Consider the following 12,109-nt stretch of genomic DNA (forward strand, 5'->3'; position numbering starts at 1 on the left):
AGATCACCACGAGTCACGCAACCGGTCTACCGCATCCAGCACCCTCCCGAAGCGGGAATGACCGATCCGTGATCTCAACTCAGAACAGGCCCTAGGTCCAGGACCACTTCGCAGACGACGGCGGCCGGTAGCACGGTCAGGCTAAGGCCGAGGAGGCGGACGAGGACGTCGTACGCGCGCCGGGCCGTGGGCCGCTGGTTGCCGCCGGGCTTGGCCCAGTGGGCGAGGTTGACCGCGACGAAGGGCAGCAACAGCAGCCACAGGGTCCGTGCCGCGTTGCCCAGAGCCAGGTTCGACCAGGAGTACGTCTCGGGGACCGGCCCGTCGGTCGCGTCCCGGTCGTCGACCCTGCGGTAGATGCCGGCCGTGTGGTCGCCCGAGACGCGCTCGACGCGCGGATCGTTCAGGATGCGCGCGGGCGAGGTCTCGTCGAGGCCGTGGACCGCGAGTTCCACGGCCCGCTCCCGCGCGCGGGCCAGTGCGGTCAGGTGCTCCTCGCTGTCGGTGGCCGACTCGACGGAGGTGTTCTCTGCGAGCACCGGGCCGATGCCGATGTTCTCGCGGATGCGGTCGATGCGCCTTGCGTCGGTGGCCAGTTGCACCGCGCTCTCGGTGTCGCCCAGGGAGGCGACTTGATGGGCATAGCCGGACAGCAGGTAATCGGGGGTGCCCTCGGGCCATCCTTGCGCCGTGTAGTTGTCGGCCCAAGCCTTGATTCGCGCCTCGTACTCGGGGATCTCGTCTTGCAGCTTGTCGTGGGCGGCCACGAGCAGGGTGTCGTGGGTGAACCCGTACCCTCGCTCGCTCCGGGCGGCGGGTGAGCCGCCCTGCTCCGGCGGGGTGGCCAGGGTCTCGGTGGGGCTCCCGGTCGGGTGCAGGATGCGTCTGAGGGGGCCGTCGATCCGTTGCTTGACTTCGAACCGTCGGCGTTCGGTGAGTTCCTGGAGGTCTCGGACCGTCAGGTTGCCGCGCGCGGCTGCGACAAGCCCGATGAGGTCGCGGGTCAACTCGTCGTTCCGCAGCGCCTCGTCCATCTCCAGGGTGGCCTCGTGCTGGATGTTGCGGGCGGCGGTCGACGGTTCGAGCCGCAGCACCGGGCAGCTCGGCAACGGGTGGTCGGGGGCGATGTCCCCGGGCAGGCCGGGATGGGGGCGGCTGGTCACCAGGACCCGTAAGTGGTCCGGGGGACTGCTCGGCAGCAGGGAGGCGATGCTCTGCCCGGTCGACCTGTCCTCGTCGAGCCCGTCGACGATGAGCAGGAGCGTGCTGCCCTGTGCCGCCACGCGTTTCGCCGCTTCCGCCAGGAGCAGCCGGAGCTCTCCCGCCCGGGCCGTCTGAGCGGTGGTGCCGATGGCGTCCCGGCCGGCCAGCGCGGCGCACTGCTGGATGAGGGCTTCGACGTAGGCGGGACTGTCCGCATTGCCCGCGAGTCGGTTGGAAACGAAGAACCACACGGGCACGATTCCGTGCGGCGGATGCAGTGCGAGCCACGAGGTCAGGGCGGTCTTGCCGGCCCATGGCGTGCCCTGGATCCACTGGTACGGATGGGGGCCCGCGCAGAAGCGGACCAACCGCTCCAGCTCGTCTTGCCGGTCCAGGAGTTCGGTCGGCGCGAGGTCCTGCAGGTACGCCGTGAACGCGGTGAGTGTCGCTTCACGATGATGCGGAGGTACGACGTCCTCGAGGTCAGCGGGCCGCAGTCCGACACCGAGCACGATCTCCAGTGCGGCGAGTTCGCTCTCGCTCAGCCGCTCCGACCAGCGGTCCACCCGGCTCGCCGCGAGCCGCCCCGGGCCGTCGGACAGGTGGTGTTCGGCGACCACTCCGACGATGCGTCCCCTGCTGAATACGGCGGCTCCCGACATCGCGGCCCAAGGGGAGCCGTCCGCTTGGGGCGCGGGCGGGGGGACCGACAGGTCGAGGGTGCCTTCGCGGCGGTTGGACAGCACCGCGCAGGTGGCGTGGACGTGCTCCGCGTCCCGGTAGCGGGAGCCGTCGGGCGCGGTGCGCATCTTGAAGGCGGGGAAGCCAACGGCGCCGGCGTGGATGACGGCGTCGCGCTCACCGACTTTGCCGAACTCGGTGGGAATGGCGGGGGGCGCCTCGGGCACGGCCAGTACTGCGATGTCATTCTCGGCGTGCTGCCAGATCACGGTGGCCGTGGACTCCGTCCGGCCCGGCCGGTCCGCGTTGAAGCGCACCCGCACGGCCGTCGCGTTCCTCACCACGTGGCGTGCGGTCAGAACCTTCCGGGGCGCGATGAGATAGCCGGATCCACGTCGGCCCTCGCCGTCCGCCAGCTCCACGATGACCTCGGCCGCGTACTCGACGCGCAGGCCGGGCGGTACGGGAGGAGGCATGCTGCAGTCACCGCTCTCCGGGGACCCTGTTGCCGCCGATCAGCGCCGTTTGTGTTGTCCCGTCGGCACTTATGGTCTTCGGATGGAGGGTGAGGGTGATCCGCTGCGTGGCCGCCTGCCCGTACTTTCCGTCGGCGCCGGCCTCGACGACCCAGAACCGCACCTTGCCGCTGCCGCCCGCCTCGCGGGACACGGCCACTGTCGCCTCGATCTCCACGGGGCCGAGCTCGAAGCGGACCGGCTGACCGGAGCCATCGGCCGTCGCCTCGATCAGTTCCCGGCGCAACTCCCGGATCATCTCAGTGAGTTCAAGCATGTTCCCCCTGACTCCGAGCCCACGCACCTATGCTACTTCCCCGGTCGGCACTGACCAGTGGGAACCGCCAGAACCTCCGTCCAAATAGGGGCGGTTGGCGGGCCGACGCTGGCCATCCGCCAGGACACGTTGTACTTGCGCTCGATTTCCCACATCGCCCAAGGCCTCGTCGGGGTTCCTGCCGGCGCAGCAGGCCAGGGTGGGCGTCGGCGACGACGCGGGTCCGGCGAATCTGCGGGGGAGTCCTGTTGGAGGGGTGGTGTCAGTGGTCTGGGTTACGGTCCTCGTCGCCGTTGGCAACCACCACGGTGCCGGGTGCGCGGCTGGCCGCCTCCCACTTCGCGGCCACCCGAAAATCCGCCCCGCCCCCGCAGCCCGGATGCCGCCACCTCCCGGTGAACCTCGTCCGGAGTGCGCGCCGTCACCGGCCTCGGCCACACCTGCCACGCGGGCTCACCGGACACCACACCGCCCAGCAGAGCCGGGTCGCCGGTGTTGTCGGCCGCCGGGATCTCCGGTGTCCGCGGTAGCTGCCGCCCGGCGAGCTGATCGACGAGGGCCGGACCTGTGCAGGGCGTTTCGCCGTTGAGCGCAGCGGGTCCTGTATAGCAGTAGCCCAGACAGCGGACGGCCTGCACCGATACGCCGTCGGGCGCCGAGATCGTGACGGGGGTGACGCCCAGCTCGTGCTCCACATCGGCGAGGTGCCGTCCGGCTTGCGCTGCGGAGCACGCCGTCGCGGTGCACACCCGGACATGACGGTCGCGGTGCGGGGCGGCGAGGTCCGCGTAGTAGCTGGCCGGTCCGAGCGCGGCGGCGGCGGGCAGTCCGAGACGGGCGGCGACAGCCGGTGCCCAGACCTCGGGGCCGTCCGCCGCTCCCGCCCTTGCCTCGGCCAACGACTCGATCACCCTGTCTCCACGCCGTCCACGCCGTCCACGCCGGTCGGCCAGGGCCCGGAACGCGTCGAAACGTTCGGCAGGGCCGACGGGAACCATGCCTTCATCGTGGAGGCGGTAGGACGAGGCCGCAAACCGGCACCGGCGTCTGTGTACAGCCGTGGAACCGGCCGACGTGGACACATTCCCTCACCTACGCCTGGCGTCCTGCCGCTACTTCTTTGGTACGAGGTCCAGCGAGCGGACGAGTTGGGCCAGTTCTTCGCGGAAGAGTTTTTCCGGGCTGAGAGCCTGGGCCTGCAGATGGCCGTAGACCTCCAGCGACACCAGGCCGTGCAGATGACTCCAAATGCGCAGCGCGAGGGCCACGGCAGCCGGGGGCAGATGAGGGAATGCCGGGCGGACCTTGTCCAGTAGGCCCGGGTCGAAGTCGAACCAGTCGAAGTCGCTGTCGGCGTAGTGGTGTTCGGCCTGTGGCCAGGCGGCATCCGCGAGGGCGGTGATGCCGGTGCAGACACGGTGCGCGGCGTCCGGGGCGGCGCCGCCCTCAGGCGGGCGATATCCGGGAACAGGATCACCGTAGATGAGACGGAACCCCTCAGGGTTGGCCAGCGCCCAGTCCCTGAAGGCGCATGCCCACGCCTGGATCCGGGCGGCCGGATCACGCTCGAGGGAGTCGCTCCATGCGGCATCCACGGTCTCGGCCAGCGAGGTGTAGACGTCGTTGATCAGCGTGGTCACAAGATCGTCTCGGGTGGCGAAGTAGCCGTAGATGGCGTTCGCCGTCATGCCCATCTCGCGCGCGATAGCCCTGAGCGTGATGGCGTCGGGTCCGCCCGTGGCCATCAGTTCCAGGGCGACCTTCTTGATCTCGGCTGTCGTCTCCAGGCGCAGTCGTTCGCGGCGCCCCATGCTGCTTCCCATAGCAAGCGACTCTACAGCGTCACGTGAATGAGCCTTGCTCAGTTACTGCACGCCGTATAGTTTTTATGCGCCGTGCAGTTAAGCGGCGCAACCTATCAAGGGACAGCCATGCACATCGGAGTCATCGGGGCCACGGGCATGATCGGCAGCCGCGTCGTCATCGAAGCCCTCCACCGCGGCCACCACGTCACCGCCTTCAGCCGCGACGCCACGCAGATCGACGAGGATCGCGAGCACGTCACCTGGAGCAGCATCGACGTCCTCGACGCCGAGTCGGTCGCCGCCGCCATACCCGGCCTCGACGTACTGGTCAGCGGATTCCAGCCGGGAAACGCCGCCCAGGACATGGCCGACACCGTGGCGCAATCGATCGCCGATCCCACGGTCTACGCGACCGCCGCGCGGGCACTCCTCAAGGCGCTGGAGAGTCACCCCCGCACCCGCCTCATCGTCATCGGCGGCGCCGGCAGCCTGGAGATCGCGCCCGGTATCACACGGGCCGACTCCGACGACCTCCTGCACGAGGCCCTCGACGCGATCGGCTTGCCGCGAGAGTACGCCGCCGCAGTACGCGGCCACCGGGACGCCCTGAACGTCCTGCGCACCTCGAACCGGCTGTGGACCTATTTCAGCCCGGCGGAGGACATCGCGCCGGGCGAACGAACGGGACGGTTCCGTGTCGGCGCCGATCAGCCGGTCCTCGACGCCGACGGACACAGCCGGATCTCAGCAGAGGACGCAGCCATCGCCCTCGTGGACGAGGCGGAACTACCGCGGTTCGTCCAGCGCCGTTTCACTGTCGGCTACTGACCTGGCCCGCGGACACCAACCCGCACACCCCGCACGGAAAGCCCGCGCGCCTCTGCGCTTCCTGCTGCAGAGGCGCGCCACATTCCCCGTCCGGCTCAAGATCACCTCAATGAGGGTGGGGACCGGTGGGGTTGCTGACGCCGCCCAGCCGGTCCCCGCCCCTTCCGTCCGTGTGGATTCCTCCCGCACGCGGTGTTCGGCATGGCTCACCGATGGGCGTGTGTACTGTCCGTGGGCCGGCGAGTCCCTCCGAGGGGAGTCCAGGCGGTATGAAGGCAGGGACTCACGAATGACGCTCCGGAGCAAGGACGATGTCGAACTTCGTATGCGACCAGGGCCCTTCGAGGGCACGCCCGTCGGGTGTCGGCGTGCCGGCCTTTTGCGGCTCGAATCGCTTGACGAGGGATTCCTTGACGCCGAAGACGGAGTCGCCGGTCTCCAGCTGTGGGTCGCCGTCGACGAAGAGGTGCGTCACCAGTGTGCGATGTTCTGGGTGGGTGACCATGAAGTGCAGGTGGGCGGCGCGCATCGGACTGCGGCCCACCGCGGCAAGCAGGGCTCCGACCGGTCCGTCGTGCGGGATGGGGTACGGGGTCGGCTGCAGGGCCCAGAACCGGAACCGGCCCTGGTCGTCGGAGTAGAGGTGGGCCCGGCCGTAGACACGTCCGTCACTGTGCTGGACGTCGTAGAGTCCCTCGTCGTCGGCTTCCCATACCTCGATGCGCGCGCCGGGGAGCGGTGTGCCCATGGTGTCGCGGACCGTGCCTTCGACCCAGCAGGGGGTGCCGGGCGCGCCGCCGCCGATGTCGCCGCACTGTTCGATGTGTGGGGCGTCCTCGACGAAGAAGGGGCCGAAGACGGTTGCTTCGGTGGCGTCAGCGACGGCCTCGTTGCTCACGGCGATGGTCTGCATGGAGATGCCGAGGACGTCGGAGAGAAGGATGAATTCCTGGCGCTTGTCGTCGGTGATGTGGCCGGCGTCGGTGAGGAACCGGATCGCGGTCTCCCACTCGTCCTGTGTGAGGCGGACGTCGCGGACGTAGGCGTGCAGGTGACGGACGAGCGACTGGAGCAGTTGCTTGAGGCGCGGGTTGGCAGCCTTCTCGAAGCTGGCGGCAACCTCGTCGACCAGGGCCTGCTCGCGGGCAGTCTGCTCGGCGGTGATCTCCGTGGATGTTCCGGTAGTCACAGGGCGGTTCCTTCCCATGCGGCGTGGAGCAGTGCCGTGAGGTTGTTCTTGTCTACGGGGGTGGGGTTGGCGGAGGGGACGGCCGGGAGGATTGCCTCGGCGGCCGAGGGGATGTCCTCTTCGCGGAAGCCGTAGTCGCGCAGGGCTCGGGGGGCGTCGACTCGTTTGCGGAGCTGGTCGAGGCCCTGGACCGCGGTCGGTGCCTTGAAGACGCGGGCCAGCCGCCGCTCGGCCTCGGGGGCATGGGGGGCGTTGAGGGCGAGGACATGGGGCAGCACGGTGGCATGGGTTTCGGCGTGCGGGAGGTCGAAGCGGCCGCCGAGAACATGGCAGATCTTGTGGTGCAGGCCCGAGCCGGCGGAGGCGAAGGCTACCGCGGCCAAGTAGCAGCCATAGAGGGCTCGTTCCCGAGCCGCCAGGTCGGTGGGGTCGTCGACGATGCCGACCAGTGCCTCGGCCAGGGCAGTGGCGCCCTCGGTGGCGAGGGCCCGGTTGATGGGGTCCGCACGGGGAGCCCACAAGGAGTCGACGCAGTGGGCAAGGCCGTTGAGGCCGGAGGCGACGGACAGTGCGACGGGCAGGGTGATGGTGAGGGCCGCGTCGTAGATGACGGTGCGGGGCAGGACGCGGTCGTCGGTGCCGGTGGTCTTGGTGCGGTCGTCGGTAAGGCCCCAGACGTTGGTGGCCTCGGAGCCGGCGTAGGTCGTCGGCACGGCGACGACGGGCAGGCCGGTGGTGAGGGCGACGGCCTTGGCGAAGCCGGTGGTGGAGCCGCCGCCGATGGAGACGACGAGGTCGACGTCGTTGTCGGCGGCGACGGCGCGTGCCCTGTCGGCGGCGGCCACGGGTACGTGCTGGACGACGTCCTCGAACCAGGCGGCCACGGGCAGTCCGCTGCAGACGGAACGGGCGAGGTCGGCTTCGCTGCGGCCCGCGATGACGAGGAGGCGGCCGGCAGACCGGCGCTCGACCTCTTCGGCGAGGGCCTGGGCCGCTCCGTGGCTGCGCAGGACGACGCGTTGACCGAGGGTGACGTGGTCGAAGTTGCTCATGGTGTTCCTCTTCAGGCCGGGACGGAGAGCCGCTGGGCGGTGGTGGTGAGGTGCAGGCCCCGCAGGACGGCGTCGACGCGGTCGCGCAGCCGGCCGGCATCGGCCGCAGTGGCGGCAACGTAGAAGTCGGGCCGAATGACGGCGAATTCGACACCGAGTCGGTCGAACCAGGCTCCGTAGGTTCCTTCGGTGTCGATGACCGGGGCGCCGCTGCCGGGGCCTCCGATGTGGACGAGCCGCGCGTCGATCACGGCGAGCGCGGCTGCCTGCTCCGGGGTGAGGGCGTCGGCCGGGGATTCAGCCCGGCCGAGGAGGACCCAACCGCGGCCGACGACGTTCTCGAACCGGCCGGTGCGGCCGTCGGCTTCGACGGTGCCCTGGACGGCGAGGGCCCCGGCGTTCGGGGAGCTTTCGTGCCACAGGCCAGGGCCGAGGACGGCGATGTCGGTGTCGACGGGGGTGCCGTCGGAGGCGGCCAGTTCGGCGGTCATGCGCCGGTCACGGTCGGCGGCCTTGTCAGGGTCGGCGATGCAGATGACCTTGCCGAGTTCCATGGAGAAGTCGATGTAGTGCTGGACATGGACGCGGCGCTCCGCGCCGTAGGAGTCGAGGAGCGCGTCGTCGGCCTTGCCTCCGAGGATGAGGTCGAGGCGCCAGCCGAGAGCGAGGGCGTCGCGCAGGCCGGCGCACATGCCCTCACCGGCGAACGGCGGCATGAGGTGAGCGGCATCACCGGCGATCAGGCCGCGGCCCTCACGCCAGCGCTCGACGCAGCGGGCCTGGAAGCGGTAGACGGCGGAGCGCTCGAGCTCCGCGTTGTCAGGGGTGACGTCCCACGGTTCGAGCAGCTGCCAGGCCGAGGTGGGGGAGGCAAGCTCCTTGGGGTCCTCCCCAGGCAGCACCATGAACTCCCAGCGTCGCCGGCCGGGGCCGCCAGGGACGATGGTGGTCGGGCGGGCGGGGTCGCAGAGCTGCCAGTGGGCCGGGCTCCAGGTGCGTTCGACGGTGGGAATGGTGTCGAGGATCAGCCAGTCGAAGAAGTAGCCGCGGTCCTCGCAGGGCAGCCCGAGCGCCTTGCGGACGAAGCTGTTGGCACCGTCGGCGCCGACGATGTAGCGGGCACGAACCTGCTCGGCGACGGTGGTCCCGTCGGGCAGGGTACGGGTGCCCTTGAGAGTGACGCCGTCGGCGTCCTGCAGGAGTTCCTCAGCCTCCCATCCCCGGTGCGTCTCCACGCAGGGCACGGTGTCGGCGAGATGACGCAGCCGGGCCTCGAGTTCGGGCTGGTAGAACCAGTACCGGGTGCGCCATCCATACTCGGTCATGGAGCACCAGTCGACCTCGAGAAGGGTCTCGCCTGCCGCGTTCTTCCAGTAGTAGAGGTCCTCGTGGTGCTCGACGGCAGGGTCGGACTCGGAGTCGATGCCTATCGTCTCGAGGATGCGGGCGATCTCGTGATCGTAGGTGACCGCGCGCGGCTGCTCGTACGGAGTCGCCCAGCGTTCGACGATCGTCGCACGGTGGCCCCGGCGTCCCAGGAGGATCGCCAGCAGGGTCCCGACAGGCCCGCCGCCGACGATCACAACGTCGGTGTCGGTCCCGCCTGTCGGCACAGTCAGGTTCGTAAGGCTCGTCGCCATCGTCGCTCCTTGGTTCACGGCATCTCGGCCGAGCCACATGTTAAGTGGAGATCCTTTCAGAAATGAAGACCCTTTCAGTTTTTTCTTCCGTGGCCCCCCGGCCGGTGCATCCGGGGCGCGGTGGAGGCTAGAGTTGCGGCGATGACCACGCAGAACTCCGCGGGGCCCGCCCCGCGCCGCCGCCAGGACCGTCGCCGTGAGGCGACCCGTCGGCGGCTCATCGACGCGGCCCGGACCCTCATGGCCCAGCGGGGAGTCGAAGGCGTCGGCATCACGGACATCACCGAGGCCGCCGACCTGGGCGCCGGCACGTTCTACAACTACTTCTCGTCCCGCGACGAGATCGTCACCCACATCATCCGCGACTCCATCGACACCGTCGGTGACGCACTCGACCGCATGACGGCGGACATGGACGATCCGGCCGAGGTCTACGCCTCGTCGCTGCGGCACCTCGTCCAGCAGGCGACCTCGCTCCCCCTGTGGGGTTGGTTCATGGTCCGCCTCGGCATCGCGCACCCCCAGCTCCAGGAGGTCCTGGGCCCGCGCTGCCGGCGCGACCTGCGGCGCGGAGCCGAGTCGGGCAGATTCACCGTCGTGGACCTCGACCTCGCGGTCGCCTCCACTTTCGGCTCCCTGCTCTCGACCATCCACCTGGCGGTCTCCCAGAACCGCACCGACGACCTCGACGTCGCCTTCGCGGCCACGATGCTTTCCATGGTCGGCCTCCCCCTGGCCGAGGCCCACGAGGTCGCGACCCGGCCCCTGCCTCCTCTTCCGATGGAGTCGATGACATAGGCGGCCGGTGCCTCTTCCGGCTCTCTCCCCGCCTCAGTTGCGCACGTACTCCTCGATGACCGAGGCGACCTGCTGTGTGGCGGGTGAGTTGCGGTGTATTTGGCGGCCCAGGACGAGGTCGATGGGTTCCGTCTCGGCGAGCAGGTCACGCCGTCGAGCCGCAGACTCTGCACCGACTGCGGCACCAGCGCCACACCGTGTCCGGCGGCCGCCAGGACGACGAGGGTGGTGGTCTCGCCGACCTCGGCGAGGGACGAGGGTTGGAAACCGGCCCGGGCACAGGCTGGCAGGACGTGGTCGTACATGGAGGACCGCGGCTGTGAGGGGTGGATGACGAACGACTCGCTGGCCAGCGAGGCCAGTGAGATCTTCCGTTCGTCGGCCAGGGGATGGCGGGCCGGCAGCACGGCCACCAGTGGCTCGGGGTGCAGCGGCGTGACGCGCATACCCTCGGCGGTCCCGCCGGAGCGGAAGACGGCCAGGTCGTAGATCGCGGTGAGCGGGCCGTCCACAAGCTGCGGAGTGAGCAGCTCGCCGTGCAGCTCCATGGTGTTGTGGGGTAGCTGGGCCCGCACAGTGCGGGCGACGCGCGGGAGTACGTCGTAGGAGCGGTGCTGATGAAGCCGACGGAGACCCGGCCCGCGTGGCCGCTGGCGAACTCCGTCATGTGGACGCGTGCGCGTCGGCCTCGGGACGAGCGTGCGGGCGTACCCGGTGAGGTGCCGGCCTCGGCGAGTTCGACGTGCCGGGTGGACCGGTGGAACAGCTCGATGGCCAGCTCCCGTTCCAGTTGCTTGATCTGCTGGGACAAGGCGGGCTGGGCGGCGTGCAGGCGGGCAGCGGCGCGCCCGAAGTGGCACTCCTCCGCGAGCGCGAGGAAGTAGCGGACGTTGGCGGAATTCCATGGGACGCGGGACGCGCACCGACTGCTTACAGTGACGCCCCCGGCTTCGACAGTTCGACGCCCTCGTCTCCGTCGGAGCCGACACCACCCTGGTACGCGTCCACGGAGCCGGACATGGCTTCTTCAATACCGACGCCCTGGAGCGCATCCCTGCTCTGGCCACCACCGTGCGCACCAGCCGCGTCGGCGACCCGAAGGCCGAGCACCGCGGTGTGCTGACGACCGGTCTCATCGAACTTCCTGGACCGTCACCTGCGCCGAGACTTCTGGGCCTGAGTCCGCCGGCTCTCGAGGCGTGCTCGGGTGAACACTGCGTGCAAGCGACGTGTTGGCCGGTGTCCGCCGGGGTCCCGCCCCGGTCGAAGGCGGCGCCACCCGAGCCCGGGCGCACGAGAGCCGTCTGTTCCAGACGCTGCAGGGGTCGCTGCACCTAGCGATCAGCAGCGTCTGCCGGAGCGGTGGTGACCTCGGGGCGTCGCAGGCGCATCCCTCAAGTTGGTGGCCCGTGCGGCACATCGGTCAGGTCTGTGCCGCACGGGCGGTCAGGTGCCCGGCTGCTGGTCGCGGTGATGCGTGTGACGGCTTCCAAGGTCAGGGCGCGGTCGTGGGGTTCCTGGGCGAGGGCGCGGTGGAGAGTCAGGCCCTCGATGAGGGCGTCGAGTTGACGGGCGGTGTCCGGGCCGAAGTGCTTTTCCAGGTGGGTGCGGCTGCGGGCCATTCACTCGTGGGTGAGTTCCCGGTAGGAGGGCTGCCGGGCGGCGAGGGTGTACAGCTCCTGGGCGATGTTGTCGATCGCCGGGTGGGCCTCGCGCGGGGCGTGCAGCGCGACCTTGGTGAGCCGGATCGCCAGGGGAGCGGCGCGGAGGGTGCGGTCGCCCCAGGCATGGGCCGCGTCCAGCAGCTTCGGCGCGTCCACGATCTCGTTTGCGAGGCCGGTGGTCACGGCGCGGTCCGCGTCGATCGAGCGGCCGGCAAGAAGGACCTCCTTGGCGAGAGGTTCGCCGACGAGCTCCTGGAGCCGCCAGCAGGCGCCCGCCGCGGCCATGATGCCGAGCTGGGCTTCCGCAAGCTTCGTTGTCGCTGTAGCCCTGTTGCATGAGCTGGAAGTATGCAGCCCGCTCCGCAGTGAGACTCTTCGCCCCTTGCGGCTTCCGGTTCTCACGGATCTTGACCTTCGAGGGCCGTCTGACTCCGAGCAACAACTGACCACTCAACAA

The 12,109-nt window shown here is 69.8% G+C and carries 9 protein-coding genes and 3 pseudogenes; 2 read left to right on the top strand and 10 right to left on the bottom strand.

The window, feature by feature from the left end; genetic code table 11:
• Positions 1-74: 74 nt before the first annotated feature.
• The 4 genes from ACFY16_RS41085 to ACFY16_RS41100 all read right to left on the bottom strand — a co-directional run bounded on the left by ACFY16_RS41085 (position 75) and on the right by ACFY16_RS41100 (position 4,499).
• Entirely contained in the window at positions 75-2,360 is a 2,286-nt protein-coding gene (locus ACFY16_RS41085; protein WP_390652343.1) for a trypsin-like peptidase domain-containing protein, read from the bottom strand.
• A gap of 7 nt (positions 2,361-2,367) precedes the next feature.
• Positions 2,368-2,676: a trypco2 family protein gene (locus ACFY16_RS41090; protein ID WP_390652344.1), complete on the bottom strand. Its 309-nt coding sequence runs from the start codon at positions 2,674-2,676 to the stop codon at positions 2,368-2,370.
• A 275-nt stretch (positions 2,677-2,951) separates the two neighbouring features.
• Positions 2,952-3,587, bottom strand: a complete 636-nt coding sequence (locus ACFY16_RS41095; protein ID WP_390652345.1) for an NAD(P)H-dependent oxidoreductase subunit E — start codon at positions 3,585-3,587, stop codon at positions 2,952-2,954.
• Between the two features lie 201 nt (positions 3,588-3,788).
• The gene (locus ACFY16_RS41100) at positions 3,789-4,499 is read right to left on the bottom strand and encodes a TetR/AcrR family transcriptional regulator (RefSeq protein WP_390652346.1); all 711 of its coding nucleotides are present in this window, start codon (positions 4,497-4,499) and stop codon (positions 3,789-3,791) included.
• A 108-nt stretch (positions 4,500-4,607) separates the two neighbouring features.
• On the opposite strand from ACFY16_RS41100, the gene ACFY16_RS41105 reads away from it, so the two are divergent.
• Complete coding sequence (locus ACFY16_RS41105; RefSeq protein ID WP_390652347.1) at positions 4,608-5,309, top strand: NAD(P)-dependent oxidoreductase; 702 nt, start codon at positions 4,608-4,610, stop codon at positions 5,307-5,309.
• Between the two features lie 283 nt (positions 5,310-5,592).
• On the opposite strand, the gene ACFY16_RS41110 is transcribed toward ACFY16_RS41105, so the two are convergent.
• The 3 genes from ACFY16_RS41110 to ACFY16_RS41120 are packed head-to-tail and all read right to left on the bottom strand — an operon-like array spanning position 5,593 to position 9,229.
• Positions 5,593-6,498 (bottom strand): dioxygenase, encoded by a 906-nt coding sequence (locus tag ACFY16_RS41110; protein ID WP_390652348.1) that lies wholly within the window; start codon positions 6,496-6,498, stop codon positions 5,593-5,595.
• Positions 6,495-7,550, bottom strand: a complete 1,056-nt coding sequence (locus tag ACFY16_RS41115) for a maleylacetate reductase (protein WP_390652349.1) — start codon at positions 7,548-7,550, stop codon at positions 6,495-6,497. The genes ACFY16_RS41110 and ACFY16_RS41115 overlap by 4 nt, the downstream gene beginning before the upstream one ends.
• Before the next feature lie 11 nt (positions 7,551-7,561).
• Positions 7,562-9,229 (bottom strand): bifunctional 3-(3-hydroxy-phenyl)propionate/3-hydroxycinnamic acid hydroxylase, encoded by a 1,668-nt coding sequence (locus ACFY16_RS41120; protein ID WP_390652350.1) that lies wholly within the window; start codon positions 9,227-9,229, stop codon positions 7,562-7,564.
• A gap of 102 nt (positions 9,230-9,331) precedes the next feature.
• Between ACFY16_RS41120 and ACFY16_RS41125 the strand changes: the two genes are divergently transcribed.
• The gene (locus tag ACFY16_RS41125) at positions 9,332-9,988 is read left to right on the top strand and encodes a TetR/AcrR family transcriptional regulator (RefSeq protein ID WP_390652351.1); all 657 of its coding nucleotides are present in this window, start codon (positions 9,332-9,334) and stop codon (positions 9,986-9,988) included.
• A gap of 152 nt (positions 9,989-10,140) precedes the next feature.
• On the opposite strand, the pseudogene ACFY16_RS41130 reads toward ACFY16_RS41125, so the two are convergent.
• The 3 pseudogenes from ACFY16_RS41130 to ACFY16_RS41140 all read right to left on the bottom strand — a co-directional run.
• A pseudogene (locus ACFY16_RS41130) lies at positions 10,141-10,536 on the bottom strand (LysR family substrate-binding domain-containing protein); the annotation flags it as partial.
• 233 nt (positions 10,537-10,769) lie between these two features.
• Positions 10,770-10,820 (bottom strand): annotated as a pseudogene (locus ACFY16_RS41135) (hypothetical protein); the annotation flags it as partial.
• A 562-nt stretch (positions 10,821-11,382) separates the two neighbouring features.
• Positions 11,383-12,102 (bottom strand): annotated as a pseudogene (locus tag ACFY16_RS41140) (enoyl-CoA hydratase-related protein).
• Positions 12,103-12,109: the final 7 nt, after the last annotated feature.

Source organism: Streptomyces sp. NPDC001315 (assembly GCF_042896175.1).
Lineage (GTDB): Bacteria > Actinomycetota > Actinomycetes > Streptomycetales > Streptomycetaceae > Streptomyces.